The organism is Streptomyces sp. CB02959, from assembly GCF_002803155.1.
GTDB lineage: Bacteria > Actinomycetota > Actinomycetes > Streptomycetales > Streptomycetaceae > Streptomyces.
On record NZ_NNBP01000005.1, the window covers coordinates 134538 to 150867 of the forward strand.

19 protein-coding genes are annotated in these 16330 nt (G+C 69.6%); 1 reads left to right on the forward strand and 18 read right to left on the reverse strand.

The annotated features are described in order from the left end of the window. Nucleotides 1-11 precede the first annotated feature (11 nt). From CG747_RS10375 to CG747_RS10405, 8 genes are read right to left on the reverse strand one after another with little or no spacing between them, the layout of a single operon-like run. Nucleotides 12-947 (reverse strand): N-acetylmuramoyl-L-alanine amidase, encoded by a 936-nt coding sequence (locus tag CG747_RS10375; RefSeq protein WP_100601383.1) that lies wholly within the window; start codon nt 945-947, stop codon nt 12-14. Between the two features lie 17 nt (nt 948-964). Beyond that, on the reverse strand, nt 965-1102 hold the full coding sequence (locus CG747_RS47885; protein ID WP_180985472.1) for a hypothetical protein: 138 nt from the start codon (nt 1100-1102) through the stop codon (nt 965-967). A gap of 5 nt (nt 1103-1107) precedes the next feature. Then, nucleotides 1108-2238, reverse strand: a complete 1131-nt coding sequence (locus tag CG747_RS10380; RefSeq protein ID WP_100601384.1) for a hypothetical protein — start codon at nt 2236-2238, stop codon at nt 1108-1110. Between the two features lie 12 nt (nt 2239-2250). Continuing rightward, nucleotides 2251-3255, reverse strand: a complete 1005-nt coding sequence (locus tag CG747_RS47890; RefSeq protein WP_180985473.1) for a hypothetical protein — start codon at nt 3253-3255, stop codon at nt 2251-2253. Nucleotides 3256-3283: 28 nt separating this feature from the next. Continuing rightward, entirely contained in the window at nt 3284-4192 is a 909-nt protein-coding gene (locus CG747_RS10390) for a phage tail domain-containing protein (protein WP_100601385.1), read from the reverse strand. A gap of 6 nt (nt 4193-4198) precedes the next feature. Beyond that, nucleotides 4199-7345, reverse strand: coding sequence for a hypothetical protein (locus tag CG747_RS10395; protein WP_146022053.1), 3147 nt, complete (start codon nt 7343-7345; stop codon nt 4199-4201). A 14-nt stretch (nt 7346-7359) separates the two neighbouring features. Next, entirely contained in the window at nt 7360-7803 is a 444-nt protein-coding gene (locus tag CG747_RS10400) for a hypothetical protein (protein WP_146022054.1), read from the reverse strand. Continuing rightward, nucleotides 7755-8108, reverse strand: coding sequence for a phage tail assembly protein (locus CG747_RS10405; protein WP_100601388.1), 354 nt, complete (start codon nt 8106-8108; stop codon nt 7755-7757). Before CG747_RS10405 ends, CG747_RS10400 begins: the two co-directional genes overlap by 49 nt. A gap of 326 nt (nt 8109-8434) precedes the next feature. Here CG747_RS10405 and CG747_RS10410 point away from each other — a divergent pair, with 326 nt between their 5' ends. Continuing rightward, a complete protein-coding gene (locus tag CG747_RS10410; protein ID WP_257980320.1) occupies nt 8435-9265 on the forward strand; it encodes a hypothetical protein in 831 nt (276 codons plus the stop codon). Nucleotides 9266-9270: 5 nt separating this feature from the next. Here CG747_RS10410 and CG747_RS10415 read toward each other — a convergent pair whose 3' ends face one another. The 10 genes from CG747_RS10415 to CG747_RS10460 form a co-directional block, all read right to left on the reverse strand. Then, nucleotides 9271-9840 (reverse strand): hypothetical protein, encoded by a 570-nt coding sequence (locus CG747_RS10415; protein WP_100601389.1) that lies wholly within the window; start codon nt 9838-9840, stop codon nt 9271-9273. A gap of 3 nt (nt 9841-9843) precedes the next feature. Continuing rightward, nucleotides 9844-10125, reverse strand: coding sequence for a hypothetical protein (locus CG747_RS49230; RefSeq protein ID WP_257980321.1), 282 nt, complete (start codon nt 10123-10125; stop codon nt 9844-9846). Nucleotides 10126-10283: 158 nt separating this feature from the next. Continuing rightward, nucleotides 10284-10568: a DUF5403 family protein gene (locus CG747_RS10425; protein WP_100601391.1), complete on the reverse strand. Its 285-nt coding sequence runs from the start codon at nt 10566-10568 to the stop codon at nt 10284-10286. Nucleotides 10569-10570: 2 nt separating this feature from the next. Further along, entirely contained in the window at nt 10571-10885 is a 315-nt protein-coding gene (locus tag CG747_RS10430) for a hypothetical protein (RefSeq protein ID WP_100601583.1), read from the reverse strand. Then, complete coding sequence (locus CG747_RS10435; protein ID WP_180985474.1) at nt 10882-11310, reverse strand: Gp19/Gp15/Gp42 family protein; 429 nt, start codon at nt 11308-11310, stop codon at nt 10882-10884. Before CG747_RS10435 ends, CG747_RS10430 begins: the two co-directional genes overlap by 4 nt. Next, nucleotides 11294-12322, reverse strand: a complete 1029-nt coding sequence (locus CG747_RS10440) for a glycosyltransferase family 4 protein (protein ID WP_100601393.1) — start codon at nt 12320-12322, stop codon at nt 11294-11296. The genes CG747_RS10435 and CG747_RS10440 overlap by 17 nt, the downstream gene beginning before the upstream one ends. Continuing rightward, a complete protein-coding gene (locus tag CG747_RS10445; RefSeq protein ID WP_100601394.1) occupies nt 12322-13302 on the reverse strand; it encodes a phage major capsid protein in 981 nt (326 codons plus the stop codon). Before CG747_RS10445 ends, CG747_RS10440 begins: the two co-directional genes overlap by 1 nt. Before the next feature lie 35 nt (nt 13303-13337). Further along, nucleotides 13338-13838 carry a hypothetical protein gene (locus CG747_RS10450; RefSeq protein WP_100601395.1) on the reverse strand — a complete coding sequence of 167 codons (501 nt, stop codon included), beginning with the start codon at nt 13836-13838 and terminating at the stop codon, nt 13338-13340. Continuing rightward, nucleotides 13831-14889, reverse strand: a complete 1059-nt coding sequence (locus CG747_RS10455; RefSeq protein WP_100601396.1) for a hypothetical protein — start codon at nt 14887-14889, stop codon at nt 13831-13833. Before CG747_RS10455 ends, CG747_RS10450 begins: the two co-directional genes overlap by 8 nt. Beyond that, nucleotides 14855-16327, reverse strand: coding sequence for a phage portal protein (locus CG747_RS10460; RefSeq protein ID WP_180985475.1), 1473 nt, complete (start codon nt 16325-16327; stop codon nt 14855-14857). The genes CG747_RS10455 and CG747_RS10460 overlap by 35 nt, the downstream gene beginning before the upstream one ends. Nucleotides 16328-16330 lie beyond the last annotated feature (3 nt).

The following is a 16330-nucleotide window of genomic DNA, read 5'->3' on the forward strand; positions in this document are numbered from 1 at the left end:
GGACTCCTGATTCAGTCGGTGACGGCGAAGCCGGCGTACTTTGCGAGAGCGGTGAGGGACTTGCGGCCGGGGATCCCATCGGCGTCGCGACCGGTGTAGCCGAGACGCCGCTGCCACGCGGCGTACGCCGCGATCGTCTTGGTTCCGTACGAGCCGTCGGCCCACTTCGCGGGGAGCAGTCCGGCGGCGAGCAGCCCGTACTCCACCCGTCGGACCTCCTCCGGGTAGGTGGCGTGACCCTGCTGCGCGTCCGGGTCCTTGCGGGCGGCTTCCTGGAGGTGGGCGAGGCTGACGCGCGGCACCACGGGGATCCCGCCGTGATCCTCGGCATTCGCGTCGGAGGTCTTGGTGGTGAGCCGATTGGCGACGCGGTTGCGCAGGTCCGGCATCTCGAACCCGCGGGGATCTGTCTTGGTGGCGGTCCACTCCTTGTGGCCGATCACCGACTTCGCGGTCCATCCGTGGGCCCGGCAGATGGCGGTGGCGACGCGTTCGATGGCGTCGAGCTGCTCGGCCGGCCACGGGTCGTGGCCGTCCCCGAGGTTGATGCACTCGAAGCCGTAGAAGTGGCGGTTGCCGTCGGTGTTGTCGCTCCTCGGCCGCGGCGGGGCGGTCGCGTAGTCCTCGGAAATGACGGCGTCCAGCACGGTGCCGTCGCCGGTGCCGGCATGGTTGGCCCGGCCGTTGCCGACGAGGTGAACGGCGCCGTTCTTGTCGATGACGCCGTGGCACAGGGGGCCGGGCAGGTCGTCGTAGCCGGACCAGCACATGGAGACGGAGGAGTCCGTGCCGCGGGTGACGGTGTGGTGGATGACCACGCCGTGCACTGGCCCCCACGGGCCGTGTCCGGCCCTGTTGTGGGCGCGCCATCCGGGGTGTTCGACGACGTTGACGCCTTCCTTTCGGAGGGCGGTGATGAAGTCGTCGGCGGTCAGTGGTGTGGCCATGAGGCAGCTCCTTCGGTCTACGGCTTGTTGTCGGGGGCGGTGTCCGGCTGCGCGGGCTCGTCGGTGGGCGGGGCCGGGAGGCGGCCGCGGATGTCTCGGACGTCCTCTTCCAGGCGCCGGATGCGGTCCAGCAGGTCGGGCGGGATCACGGCCATGGGCGTTAGTCCTCTTCGGCGGGGGCGAGGTCGGCGCTGCCGGTGGCGGCGTCGAGGAGGAGGGTGGCGGTCTCGGCCTGGCCGCGGTCCGCGGCGCGGACGGTGATGCCGATGACGCGGTAGCGGCCGGCGAAGCCGGTGGGCGACCACACGTCGGCGATGCGCAGGCGGATGGTGGTGCCGAGGATGGCGGGGGTGAGGCGGGCAGCTTCGAGGTCGACTGTGATCTCCGGGACGACTGCGCGGGTCGCTGCTTCCTGGAGGTCCGCGGCGGCGTGGGCGTCGAGCACCGGTGCGCTGGACACGCTGGTGTAATCGCTGGTGCCGTCGAGTCGGGGCCAGCCGGCCTCGATGGCACCGGTGACCTGCAACAGCTTTGACATCAAAGGCCGGTTGCTGCTGGCGCTGGTCGCGCCACGGGATTGCCAGTGGGTGGCGCGGACGGTGGCGTCGTACGGGAAGCTGTACGCGGTGACCGGGCCGGGGTAGTCGAGGATGGTCTCTGCCGGCCCCCGGCTGCTAGTGATCCTCGGGTGCCCGAGTTGGAGTTCCTTGATCCGCTCGCCGGTGTCGTTGCGGTAGCAGCGGATGCGCCACTCGAAGCCGTTTTGCACGGCGGCGAGTTGGTCGAGGAGGTCCCTGATCTTGGGCAGGTCGTACCGGCCGTACTTCCGTGTCCGCGTCACGCCGGAGGTGCCCTGGCTGAGGCGGATGCCGATGTCGCCGCCGGCGCTGGCCTGGGCGTAGCCGACCAGGCGTCGGGCGATCTCGAATTGCTCCACTTCCGTGGCGGTGAAGTCGTAGGTGAGCAGCCGGTGGTCGAGGTAGCTGTCGAGTGTGGCCGCCTGGATTTCCGCCTTCGCCGGCGCCCCGCGGCCGGTGGAGCTGACGGTGACGGTCCAGGCGATGCCGCCCCACCAGATCACGCCGTCGCGCTCGATCCAGACCATGGTGCGGCCGGGAACGACCGCTGCCCGGATCCGGTCTGCCGTGCCGCGATCTGGGGCGGCGAGGGTGCCGCTCAGGGTGCCGGTCTTGCCGATGTAGTCCTCGAAGCTGACGCTGGAGATGGGCAGGGAGTCCAGGACTTGATCGGTGCGCAGGTCGCAGAACAGGGCCCGGTAGGAGGCGGTCATTTCCCCTCCTCATCAGGCGGAGTACATGACGCCGTGGAAGCTCACCCAGGGCGGGGTGCTGGAACTGTCGGTCACCAACGTCGCGGTGCCGTTGCTGAGGAAGTCGATTTTCAGGGCGAGAGTTTTGCTGTCGGCGGCGGAGCAGGCCACGGCGAGGGAGCGCAGGCCGGTGGGCCGGGCGGTGGTCGGCAGCGCGCTGGTGAGGAACGCGCCGCCGCGGGCGGGAGCACCGCTGCGGTAGGTGACGTTCATCCCGCCGCGCCACTGAACAAGGCGCGTCCCGACGAGTTCGACGACCCGGTACTCCACGTTCCCGTTGGAGTTGCCGTTGTGGCTGTACCCGGCGGCCAGCGGTGCCTTCGTCCAGGTGATCAGTTCAGTCGCCATGCCGACCCAGGCTGAGCCGCTCCACCGCTGGAGGCCGGAGCGGTCGCGGTACTGCGCCCGGTAGGTGCCCGGCGCATCGGGGTTGGGGTTGATACCGCCGACGGAGACGGTGGGACGGCGTAGGTCGGTGGTGGCAGTGCGGAAGTCGATACCGCCTCCACCGGCCGAAGCCCCGGCGGGAACGGCGACGCGGTAGAGCGGCAGGGCGCCGGCGGGAAGCGGCGGCGGGGTCGGGGCGGCGGCCGGCGTGCCGGGGATGATTTCGGCGGTGGCCAGCACCTGCCCGGACTCGTCGTAGGCACCGTCGTAGACGCGAAGGACGATGACGTCGAGCCGGGGGTTGGCCGCGTCGCCGTCAGTGAAGATCAGGGCCTCGGGGGCGGTGATGACGACCGGGTACGCACCCTGGATATCAGTGCCTTGCACGACGGCACGGCCGGGGCCGAGAGTGACGCCCATGGGGCCGGTGATCCCAAGGTCGAACGGGGCGCCGCCCGGGATCACACCGGAGAGGGTCGTGAGTTCCCCGGCCGGCGTCATGGTTCCGAGGGGGGTGAGGCGGGAGTCATTGCGGGTCTGCCCGCCCGCGGGATCCCCGCGGTTGGTCAGCCACGCCGCGCGTACGGTCATGAAGGGCCTCTCTTCGGGAAGGGGCGGGTTACCACCAGGCAGAGCGCCACAGGACCGTCAGGGCGCCGGTGTCGGTGAACTCCTCGGCGCGGAAGGTGAGCAGCGTCTCGCCCGGCGGGAGGGTGAAGGCGCGCTCCGGGCTGCTGCGGTAGGTGGCTGTGTATAGGCGTGGGGCGGTGTCGTTGAGGGTGACGGTGCCCTCGCGGGTGTCGATGACGAGGCGGTCGGTGTCAGCGAGGGTGATGTCGTATTCAAGGACGGCACCGGTCGCCGCGTTGATGACCGCCGGTCGGCGGACGGGGCCGGTGATGGCGAGAACGGGGTAGGTGTCTGCGTCGCCGGCGTTGTCGATGCCGACGGCGCCGGGGGTGGCGCTGCCGCCCCAGTCCAGTTCCCATTCCGCGCCCGGCGGCGGATCGGCCTCGGCCTCATGCCAGTCGAGGCCGGGCTCCGGGGCGGGAAGGCCGGTGCGGGCAACCTGCTCGGCCACCTCGTACCGGCGGGGATCGGAGCACGTCCATTCGACCGACCCGCTGGGGTTGCCCCAGGTGTACTTCCGGTCGGCCGGTAGCGCACGGCGGGTCACCCGGCCCCACAACAGGTGTCGGGCTCCGGCCAGTTGGATGATGAGCGGCGATTCCTCCTGCCGGACTGCGGTGGCCCGCCGCAGCCCTTCGAGTATCTCGGGCAGGCCGGCCGTGCCGCGGCCGTCATCAATGAGGAAGTCGAAGCCCAGCACCCGTGGGCCAGACAGTAGTTGGCCGGGCCACGCCCCGTGGGCGGACGGCATGGCCACGGAGGCGTCGTCCAGGTCGGGGAGGTCGTCCCAGCCGGTGAGCTGCCGACCGTGGATATGCGTGCCCTCCCCCATGAGGTACGTGCCGAACTGGATCTGCCCGTCATTGCTGACCAGCACTTCGGCGGGCGCTGCGCGCATACCGGATCACCCCCTCCCCTTGGAGAGCCAGGCCAGTTCACGGGCGATGCCGGCCGGTGTCTGGCTTTCCTGGGCGACGAAGGTGTCGATGGAGAGGACCGGACCGCCCGCCGTACCGGCCATCACCGCGGCACCGCCGAGTCCGGGCTCGATCTGCGGGGCGAGGCGCGGCCGGTATGCGGCCACCTCGTCCGTGACGCCGCGGAGTTGGGCGCGCAGGGTGGGGACGGAAGTGCGGATGCCGTCCATGAAACCGGTCATCACCAACTGGCCGGCCGGCCGCAGGATGCGGGCGTCCCGGGGCGGCGGCCCCTTCCAGGAAGTCAGGCTGCTGGTGATGGTGCCGAGGAGGGAGCGAACCGAGCCGATCATGGACTTGATGCCGCCGATGAAGCCCTGAATCAAGCTGGCGCCGGCATCCCACAGTAGGGAGCCGACGCTCCCCAAAGCGCTTACGGCCATGGACGGGACGCTGGCCAGCCAGTCCACGGCCCGCCCGATGCCCCCGCGCACGGCCGCGAAGAAGCCCGAGGCCGCTTGCGCCGCCTCGCCGGCCAGAAAGCCAGGCAGGGAGGCGATGGCCGAGAGCGCCTTTCCGGGCAGGCCGGCGAGCCAGGAGACGATGCCGCGGACCATATCCGGGATGACGCTGTGGCCAACCAGGTGGTCGTAGAGCCATTCGAAGGCGCCCGAAATACCGTTGACCACCGACTTCACCGCGGCAATTCCCGGAGCCAGGAATTTTTGAAGCCCGGATATGAACGTGATCAGCTTCTGAAGCGCCGGAATGGCATACTGTGTAATTGCCCCTACGCCCATACTGATCAACGCCGAGGACAGTTTTACGATCGGCGGGATAAGCGGGAGGAGGGCGGGCAGGAGCTGGCTGGCGAACTGCGTTCCAAGCTGCGTGAGCTGCGGAAGGAGCGGGGCGAGCGCGGTGAAGAGCTGGCCGAACGCTGCACCTACCTCGCCCATCGAGGTAGCGATTTGCGGCATGATCGGGGCGAGCGAATTGAAGATTACGACTAGCTGATCGGCGTATCCGCTAACCAGTTTCGCGATAATCGTGGCGAGCCCGGAAAGTACGGGTCCTAGGTATTTGGAAATCCCATTTGCTAGTTGCGAAATTACGGGAGCAAGCGATTTGAAAACGCGCCCGAGGGCGCCGAAAATCGGCTCGATCGCAGGCAGTAGAGCGGCGACGATCTTGCCGACGGCGGTGAGCAGCGGGGCGAAGGCGACAACGAGCTTCCCGGCCGCACCGGCGAGGGAGGCAAGGACGGGGCCGAGCGCTCGTAGGACTGGCTGGAGCGCAGCACCGAGCGCCTTGATCAACGTCTGCACCGGGGGCCCGAGTTGGGAAAGAACCTGCCCGACGACACGCAGTGCCTGGCCCAGCAGCGGAGCGGCGGTCTTGCCGAGCTGCGCCATCGTGGCGAAGAGGGATTTCAGTCCACCCTGAACCTCCGGACCGGCAAACGCTGTTCGCATGGAACTCGTGATGGACTGCAACAACCCTAGAAAGCCTCCGCCGCTGACCTGCGCGGCGGAGAAGATCGTGGAGAAGATCCCCTGCACGTTGCCGGCGATGTTGATGAGCTGGCCGAGGAGTCTGATCGCGGTCTCGATGGCACGCTCCATGGCACCGCTCTTGAACGCGCCGGCCATCTTGGCGGAGAGCTGGTCGAGCTTCGCGCCGGCAACGTTGCTCAGCCGTTGGAACGCTGGCGCAGCCGCCACCGCAACCTGCGTCAGCGCGGTGACGAACTGCCCTGGCACCCGGGAGAAGGCGCTCAGCCCCTTCGCGGCGCCGGCCAGTGCCTGCCCCAGGAGGCCGTTGGCGGACAACTGCCGTACGGCGGCCACGACACCCGCGCCCATCTGGTTCAAGGCGCCGGCGGTGGCGACCAACCCGCGGCGGAACACTGGAAGTGCCACGGCACCGGCGGCGGTAATCTGGGCGGCCAGCCCGTCGAACAATCGCTGCTGAACGGCGGTCCGGATCGCGGCGAACTGCGGTTGCATCTCCTTGAACGCGGACACGAACGCGCGGGCATTCGGCGTCAGCTTCGCCATGGCCTCGTTGAACTGCGTTGCCTTCTCCGGATCGAATGCCGCCGCCATGGCATCACCGACACCGTGGGCGCCGATCTTCAGGGCCGCCGCTGCCGAGACAATGCCGACGATCCCGGTCGCCGCCAGGGCTGCGGCGGGCGCCATCCCTTGAAGCGCGGCCGTCAAGCCGGCCGTAACCGGCACGGAGGCACCGATCGCCGCCGAGATCTTCCCGAAGGTCCCGGCGATGCCGCCGACGCCGGCGGCGATACTCCGCAGCCGACTCAGCGCCGAGGACGTGCTGGCGATGGAGCGGCGGTCCCCCTCGGCCCGGACCGGCACGAGGATCGGCGGGGCGAGGTGGGCGAGCTCGGCGCGGAGCCGGGCAATCGCCGCACTGTTCGTCGTCGGCTGCACCCGGACAGGGAGCGGCCCCATGCCCCGAAGTTCACCGCGGACCCGCGTAGCGAATCCGGCGAGGGACGGCACCACGGGGACCGTGGCCCGCGCATAGATGGGTTTGCGGAGCTCTGCCCGGAGCCGTTCTTTGAAAGCGCGCATGTCCGGAAACACGGGCACCTTTACGCGCGCCCGCACCCGGTCAACGGCGACCTGGAGACGCTCGTCAAACCCGCTCGCATCCGGGACGACCGGCACGGCCACACGGGCGTTGGCGCCAGCCGCGGCGGCACGCACGGCGGCGACGAACCGCGCGGTGTCCGGGACGACGGGCACCTTCAGCTGCACCCGGACACGGCCGAGACGGACGCGGAGCTGCTCCGCGAAGCCCGCCACGTCGGGATCGACAGGTACGTTCACGCGAGCGTCGGCGCCGGCGGCCGCGGCGCGCACGCCGGCGACGAACCGCGCCGCGTCCGCGACGACCGGCACCTTCAGCTGCGCCCGGACGCGGTCCAGCCGCGCCCGGAGCTGCTCCGCGAAGCCGGTGAAGTCCGGGACGACCTGCACGCCTACCTGGGCGCGCTGCTCGATCCTGTCGAGGTAGCGCTGAAGCGTGCTGGCGAATCCCGAGGTATCGGGCAGGACGCGGATTGCGAGGCGGTCCACCTCGCGTCCGCCCGGGGATCCTGCCATCGCCGCATCACCTCCTAGTCGTCGGCTGGTGCGCTGCGAAGCCGCTCGGGGAGCGCCTGCGCCAGGGGGTGCTGGGAAAGGTCCAACGGCCCGGCGCTCCGCGGCCGGCTGCGCGGGCGGGGAACGGGCTCGGGCGGCGGGACCGCCTTTCGGCTGTGCGCCTGCGCGACGGTCCATGCGGTGTGCTGGGCGGCGTCAACGACGTGGGCCAGCAGGTGGGCGTGAAGGTCCCAACCGCGGTCGGCCGGATCGCCGCCGAGCGCGGTGGCGAGCGCGGAGCCGGAGGGGAGGTGCTCGACCAGATCACGGACACGGCGCGGCGCGAGCCGGCCGCGCCACACATCGGCCAGGTCCAGGCCGTAATGATGCTGAAGGTCGGCCCGAAGGGCCGCGCCGTGTCCTTGGCTGATCAGCTGGCCGAGCTGGAGGCTTCCGGGACCTGGGTACCCGCCTGCCACCTCTCAATGAGGCCCATCAAGACCCCCAACTCCCAGGTGGCGAGCTCGGACTCAAGTAGGGCACGGTCGTCCGCCACGGTGAGCAGGAGGCGCCGCATGGCGCCCTTGACTGCATCGAGTCGGTTCTCGCTGCCTGCCGTCGTGATCTCGCCGAGCAGCTGCTCGACAGTGGCGTCATCGCCATCGTCGAGCATCAGCACGGACTGGAGGCCGACCACGGCCCCGGAGTCTAGGAGGACTGGCAGGGCTTCGTAGGTCACCTGGGCCTCGGCGCGCAGTGCGGCTATCGACAGTGGCTGGGGCATGTTTGGGCTCCTCGTACGGGTGACTTGTGGAACCGAGGCGCAAATCAGCGCGTGCGGTGTAAGTGAAGCGCTGATGGAAAGTGCGCCGTAGGCCGATTATTTGAAGGGACGCAATGACACGAAGTGATTTAGGGGCACTGGCGACCATTGCCTGGGCGGCATCTCTCTGGGTGCAGGCGATGACGGTGGCATCTCAGCGCCGCGGCAAACGAACTTGGTTGGAGCGAGTGTCGTGGAAGCGGGCGACCAACCAAGCAAAAAGGCGACGAGCTGCCTTTGAAGCGAAGATGGATAGGAGCGATTTGGCGGCTCTTCCGAGGCCAGCCATGGACTACTTGGAGCGTGACGATGTGCTCCTCCAAGCGTCTACACAGGCATGGAAGGCCAAGGCGATCGTTACAACCGTGCTGGCTCTTAACGTCGGTGGCGCCTTGTTCGCAGTTCTACTGATTGGCAATTCGAGCCGACGGCTAGCGCTTCTTGCGTTCCCGCTACTGGTCGGGCCGCTCACGGTCACGATCTGGCTGAACCTGCTGACCTTGGGGCACGGAATGCAGCGATGGACGACCGAAGTGGTGACGGCGACAGCGCGGCGTTCGTACGAGGCCCTGCTGGATTGCTTCGAAACGACAGGTGCGCAACCTACAGGAGGTCAGCCATACCATTCCCTACACATTCCAGCGGTTCGGGCCTTGGAGGACTTTGCTCGCGCCTTAGAGAAATATGCAACGAAAAGAGCACTGCCCGACAGTCGAAACCCCATGCCTCAGGTAGTCAGAATCTACGCTGCGGCCGCAGCACATGTGCGCACTCTCCGAGACGAAGTGGAACTCGATCGGGAGGACGGACGCAAGCAAGCGCTACTCGAAGTAGGGCGGATGCTTACGGTGCTGGCGGGGCCGAACCTTCGGGACCTGGTTACGGTCAACAGCGACGACGAGAGCCTGCTCGACGCCCATCGTGACCATACGACGTGGCAACGACAGACGCTCACCCTGGCGATCTTCACTCTGGCACTGACCGGCGTCGTCGTCGTTCTGGCTCTGTCGTGGGCTGAGGTTGGCGCCGCTGTCGCCACGGTAATTGCGACGTTCGTAGTCGCATCGTGGGGCAGGAATTTGGGCCTCTCGCCAGGAGGTAGCGGGGCAAGCAGCTGAAGCGGTCAGGAGCTGGGGCCGGTGCTGGTGACGGTGGCCCATTCACCGATGTCGCCGCCGAGGCTGTCGGAGCCGAGGAGGGTGGCCGTGATGGGGAACTGCATGAACTTGGTGGCGTCCAGGCTCACAGCGTCGGAGCCGAGGAGAGAGGTGCGTGGGTGCCAGAGCGGCAGGAGGTGCTGCCCGTCCACGATGACGAAGAGGAGCGCGGCCACCTGCGGCTCGGGGCGGGCGGGGATGCGGAAGGAACCGTCGGGCTGTACCCGGTCCTTTCCGGCGCCGAAGTACAGCCGGTAGGTGTCCGCGGTGGCCTGCACCGATTGGAAGGTGATCGAGTACGTCACGTCTGGGCTGGTCTGGCGCAGCTTCGCGTTCTGCCAGGTGCCGATGGTTTCGGGGTCGTCGCCGTCGCGGGCGATTTCGGGCATGTCGTCGAGTGACGTGTGGCCGATGTTGGTCCAGGCCGGGCCGGGGTTTCGGGGGTCGGTGATGGCCATCGGCTTCGGGGTGTCGGGGTCGGCAAGGAAGATAAAGCCGGTGCCCGGGATGATGGCTGCCTCGTCGATGAGGGGCATGTGTCAACCTCCATGGGAGTGCGTGTGGGTGGGCAGGGGACGGGCGGTGATCTGGTACGTGGCTTGGAAGCGGAAGAGGTCGGAGCCGGGGGTGGGGTGGCTGTCGCGGAGCTCGGCCGGCCCGGAGGCCTCGGCCCGGAAGTGGGAGAGGTATCCGTCGGCCCCGGCGTGCGCGAACTGAGCGGTGCACGCGTCGAAGAGGACAGCCCGGACCTCTCTGGCCAGGCGGTGGGCGGCGCGCCGGTCGCCGGCCGCGGCCTGGACGTCGATAAGTGCGGCGTCCAAACCACGGGGGTCCGGGGCTGCGCCGGCAACCCGCCGGGCGACTACGAGTGGTAGGCGGTCGGGCCAGTCGTCTGGCCAGAGCGTGAATACGTTCGCCGCCGGTAGCCCGGCGGCCAGGGCAGCACGCACCAGCTCGTCGGTGTCGGGAAGAACGGGGGTCATTCTTGGCCTGCCTCGATGGCATGGATGCCTTCGACGAATCGACCGTTGGCGGCGATGTAGCCGTAGTTGATGGCCAGAATCTGAGGGTGGGAGAGGGAGACGGTGGAGTCGGTTGCGCTCGTCTCCACGCGCAGGGAGTCGCGGAGCCGGCCGGTGCGTACGTGGCTATCGACTACGGCCTGCACACGGGCGGCCCGGCCCTCCAGCTCCGCGCGCACCGCGGCGCGGATGGCAGCAAGGTGGGCGATGTGGGCGTCAAGTGCGGGGTTGACGCGGACCATGGTCACCTCCGGCGGATGATCGCGGTGTCGTGTTGGGTGCGGCGTGATCCGCGACGGTGCGCCGGGTCGCCGGCGATGGTCCAGGTCTGGTCGCGCCAGACGATGCGGGACCAGGGGCCGGTGGGTAGGGCACGGGCAATGACCCGGTAGGTAGTGGTCACGAGGTAGCCGCCCTCGGGGTATTCGGTAGAGGCCAAGGGCTGGACACGGCAGCGCACGGTGACCGGATCCCCTTCGGGCCCGCGGGTCCCGTCAGGCAGTGCCGGCCCCGCGGGATAGATCACGATCTCCTCGGGGCCGTCATCCAGGAGACTCACCAGCACCACCCCGGTGGCCACGGTGGATCGGGCCGGCAGTTGCACGGGCGGTGGTGGTGTCGGCAGCGGCGGGGGGTGGCGGGCGCGACGGTGAAGGCGCCACGGTTGATCCCGAGCATGGCCAGTTCGTCGGGGAGCAGGGTGAGGAAGCCGGCCGCGGCACGGGAATCCAGCTGGTAGGAGTAATCACCGTCGCCCTCTGCTCGGTAGCCCTCGGGGTTCCGGGCGACGCGGGCGACCATGGACGCCTCTACGAAATCCACCGTGGCCTGGGTGACTTGGCCGGAGCCTATGCGCCGATCAAGGTCCCGAACGCGTCCGTACAGGTACGTCTCCGCCTGCGCGATGAGCGCGCGGATCTGCTCGTCGGACAGTTCGGTCCCTTCCGGGAGCAGCGCCTTGACCTGATCAACGCTCGCCGTCACCACGCCTCCGTTCACCGAGGGCCTCGATGGCGTCGGCCCACAACTTCAGGTCCGCGGTGGGGTCCAGCTCGGCGGAGCGTTCCAGCGCGCGCTGTGAGGCCGCCTCCCACTGGTCCGGCTCCAGGACCGCAGCGAGGGCGGAGAGCCAGGAGTCGAGGTCGTCGCGGTCAGCGAAGATGCCGGCGTGGCCGAGGGATTCGGCAAGGCCGGGGGTGGGGTGAGCGATGACGGGGATGCCGGAGGCGAGGGCCTCGACGCCGACCCGGCCCCAGGATTCGTAGGCGCTGGGCATAAGCACCACACGGGACCGGGCATAGACGCGGTCGCGCATACCGTGCCCGGGAACGTGATCGATGATCTCCAGGTTCGGCAGTGGCTGCGGCGGGCGGATCTGGTCCCCATAGGCGCCGAGGACGCCCAGAAACTTCGTCTCCGGCATCCGGGCAGCGATCCGCCAGAACAGGTCCCCGCCCTTTTCCCCGTTGAGGTTGACGAGGGTCACGCACTCCCCCGGCATCGTGCGGTACTCCTCCGCATACACCGGGGGCCGCACGATCGCGGTCGTCTGCGGCCGGGCGTGGTCGGCGAACTCGCCGTAGAACACCTCGGCCTCGGATTCCATCCAGTGCGAGTTGTAGACGGCGAGATCGACGCCGGCCGCGTGCCGGAACGTCGGCGCGTGGGTGTTGTGGCAGACCGCGACCATCGGCACCCGGTACTCCCGGGCCAGCGAGGCGACCAGCGGCACGTTCTCCAGGTGGGACAGCAGCACATCGGACTGGCGGGCGTGGTCGGCGAAGTCGATGCGCGCCTGGAACGGGACCACCTGCACCCCATCGAGGTCGTAGCGGTGCGGGATCGGCCCATACCGCGACAGCCACACCGTTACCTCGTGGCCGTGCTCCACCAGGGCGCGGAGCATGGAGTGGAGCATCCATTCCCCGCCCGCGTTGTGGGCGGGTGGGTACGCGTGCACCCGGGCCGTGATCTTCAGCGGGCGGGGGTCGGCCATCAGCTACCGCCGCCCTTGGAGGTCAGGGTGGCGAATGCCTTGGGGTTGCCGATGACGAAGCCGAAGTGGGCCTCGGCCAGGAGCAGGACGAGGTTCTCCTGGAACGCGGAGTGCCAGGTGCCGTCTGCGTCCACGTAGCCGGCTTCGGTGGAGATCTTGAGGGTGATGTCCATGCCGACGCCGTAGGCACACTGGCCGAAGTCGCCGGCGATCAGCCGCAGGCCGGTGTCGCGGGCGCCGCTCTGCCGGATCACCTTGCCGGAGATACCGCGGCTGTAGGAAAGGGGCAGACCCACCAGGCTCCCCGAGCCGACCGCGCCGACGCCGGGGGTGGTGGTGTCCAGGAAGATCGGGCGGCCGTTGACGTCGGTGGCCAGCAGCAGGTCCGGGCGTAGGCGGGGGTCACCGGCCCAGCCGGTCATGTCGTATCCCTCGGAGGGGTGCGACGGGTCGTCGTCCCCGTCCACCACCAACTTCATCGCCGCGACGAGGTCGGCCCAGATGCCGCCCTTGTTCTGCGGCGCGGTGCCGAGCTGGACGGTGTAGGGGGTCTCGGTGAGGAAGTCAGCGAACGGGCCGGGGCCGCCGGTGGGGGTCTTGCCGTGGATCGCGGCGAGGTCGAAGGCGCGGGCAAGGGCCTTGGGCAGGTCTTGCTGGATCTGCGTGTAGAGACCGGCTGCGTTGCTGTTCGCGACCTCCTGGGAGACCGGCACGAGGCAGGCGACCTTCTTCCCCTGCATGGTCTTGACGCCCATGCCCGCGGTGCCGGTGGGCTTCGGCCCGCCCTCATCGACCCAGCCGGCGACCGGCAGGTCCATCGGGACGGGGATAGCGGTCTGCGCGGTCATGGACAGCGGCACCTTGCGGGCCAGACGCATGATCGCGGACTCCTCCACCGCCCGGTCGAAAATCGGGGTGGTGATCTCCGGCGGCAGGAGTATCGACTCGATGGCGGAGAGCTTGACGGGGGGTGCAGCCATAACTGGCCCTCACTTCACAAGGGTTGGGGCGTACGTCAGCGCAGCCGGGTCTGGATGATCTGAGCGAAGCGGTCCGCCGGGGACAGTGGCGCGGGCTCGCCGCCCCCTTGCAGGGGGTCGGGCCGCGGCGGACGGCCGGCTGCGGTCGGGGCCAGGTCGGCGAGGGCCTTGGCATCCCGTTCCATGGCTTCCTCGTCCTCTCCCTCAATGCGGGGGATGAGGGCGTCGGGGAGGCCGTACTTGCGGCCCAGGCGCTCGCGGGTGAGCTGTTGCTCGGTCTCCGCGAGCCGGTCGTGGGCGAGCTGGATGGCGGCCTGGGCCTCTTCGGGGTCGGCCATGCCGGCGAGCTGGTTCTTCAGCTCGCGCAACTGCACCCGGCGCCGGGCCGCCTCGTCCCGGGCACGGGTCAGCTCACCGCGCGCCCACTCCGGGAGCGCCGATTCATCGTTGCCCGGGGCCGGCTCCGGCGGTTCGGCATGGACGGCGTCGGGCGGTGACGTCTCCGGGGTGGTCGGTGTGTCCTGCGCGTCAGTCATGATCCGCTCCCTTGGTCGCGGCGCGGTGGATGGTCAAAGAGGGCCTGTCCTGTGCGGGCAGCACGCCGCGGGATCGAGCGCGGCGCCGGCGGGCGTCGATGGCGCGCCGATAGGCGTTGATCGCGTCCCGCCCGGTGTGCCCGTCGGTCGCCTCGTCCCACAACTCCCGGAAAGCCCGGCCCTGTTCGGGGAGCCAGGCGGTGCGGGAGTAGATGGGCACGACCTGGCAATGGCACTGGTCGTGGTACTTCTCCAGGTCTTCGGGATCGATCGGCGGCGCGTTCCGCCCGGCGTGCCCTTTGAGCTGGGCGGCGTCCCGGGACCGGTAAACCGCGCCGCGGCTGGCGAGCATGGCGCACCAGGCGCACGGGTCGGAACTGGTCATCCGCGCCCAGCCGACCACCCGCGGGTCGGCCGACGAAGCGCGGTGAAGGAGATCGCGGCCTCCACGGAGGACTTCGCGGTCGGCCGCGGCGGCGGCCGATGCGCCGGCGTCGCGCATCAGGGTGTCGAGTTCGTCGAGGAAGTCGGTGTCATCCAGTCGCCCGCGGCCCGCGGTGCCTTCGACTGCGGCAAGGCGCCGCCGGGCCTGCACGGGGCCGGTGACGGCAAGGGAAGTGCGGGCCGCAGCATCGAGGGCTTCCCGGTCTTCATCGGGCCAGGTGTAGTCGTCTTCGATGACCACGGCCCGGCCATCGTCCGTGGCCGGGGGCAGGTGGATCTGCGCCCGGCCGGCGAAGTCGCGGCGGAGATTGCCGAGGGTGGTCGCCTCCGTCACGGGGGCGGGGGCGTAGGGCGGGAGCGTCGTGTGGGTGTTCAGCGCGCGGTGGAGCCGCAGGTAGGAGGCGGCCAGGCCCCGCGACCGGGACCGGGAGGCAGTGATGGCGCCCAGAGACGCGTCCATCCACTGCGGCGCGGTCTCCTCGATCCGCCGAGGCTGGACCATGCGTTGCCAGTCACTCATGACCCGGCCTGCCGTGTGGGAGGCCAGTGCGACCTGGGCGCGGCGGTGCGCGTCAGCCAGCTGTCGGGGGCTGCTGACCGGTGCCATGGGCCACCCCCTCATCCGCGGTCGCCGGCTGCGTAGGCGTGCGACTGGCACGGTCGAGCGATGCGGCCAGGCGAGCGGCAGGGTCAGCCTCCCGCCACAGCTCCGCGATGCGCTCCTGCTCGCTCACCGGCAAGCCGAGAGCCTCGGGGCCATAGGCGGGCGGGAAGACGCCGGCGGCCACCATCTTGGAGACGTAGTCCGCCTTCGCCGCCATCGTCGGCGTGGACGGGTCGCGCCACACCAGCGCGAGGCGATCCAGCCCCTGGGGCAGGGTGCCGCCCTCGGCGATCCAGATGGCCAGGCGCATCACCTGCTCCCACGGCCCCCCGAACGCGCGTTGCCGGCGCTCGCACGCCTTGACCAGCCGGGCCTCCTCCGCCCGGATCGCATCCGCGGAGGCGGGGTTGTCCCCGCCGACGGCGAAGTAGGAAAGGGGCACGCCCTGCAACGATGCGGCGATCTTGCCGTAGGCGGTGATGGCTTCGGTGAAGTTGCGCAGCTCGGCGGCCGGGAACTGGCCGGCCTTGGCTTGGTCGTTGGCCAGCGCCCATACCCGTCCCAGGTATGCCTCCCAGGCGGGGACGGGGTTCCCGTCAGCGTCCTCGAAGTCCTCCTGGCTTGCGCCGAGAATGTAGCGCTGCGGCACTGCCTGGAACTCGGTGGCGATCTGCATGTTCGTGATCGCGCGGCAGCAGGCATCGGCCACCGGGATCACGCGGAGCATCTCACTGCGGCCGGCGCGGTCCGCTACCCGCGGGCGGTTGACCAACGGCACCACCGGGACCTGCGGCATGCCGTGAACGTCCCGGTCCACGACCACCCAAGCGCCGGCCTCGCCACCGTCGTCGCGGACCACCTGCACGGTCTGGCCCGGCAGGAAGAGGGAGGCGGCCACCGTGGTGGTGCTGCGCGCGTACTGCGGCAGATCCACCTCGCGCGGGTCCTGCACGAACCGCGCCGCCGCCCGCACCTGGCGCGTCAGCGGATCGCGCTCGTGCGCCATCCACAAGGGGGACTCCACCGTGATCGCGGGATCACCGCTGTGGTCGGCACCGACCACCACATAGGAGCGCCCATAGATCAGGGCGTCAGCGTGGGCGAGTTGAGACTCCTCATCCAGGCCGCTGGCCTGCCAGATGTCCCACAGCACGTCAGAGGGCGCGTCAGTCGTTGAGGTGCGAATGCCTTCGACGTCGAGGCGCTCCTCGATGGTGTCGGCGGCCTGCGCCGGCCACGCGATCACCGTCCGAAGATCTTCATACCCGGGCGGGACGTTGAGGCCGATGGAGCGCATGTACCGGTCGGCGTCGTAGTACCGGCCCAGGATGTCCAAGCCACCGCTGTGCACCGACGCGGCGCGGGCATTGAGGAGCCGCTGATGGAGGCGGTTGAGGGTGCGCTCTTCCTCGTCGGTGAGCCGGTCGGCCGGGGTGGTCATAGG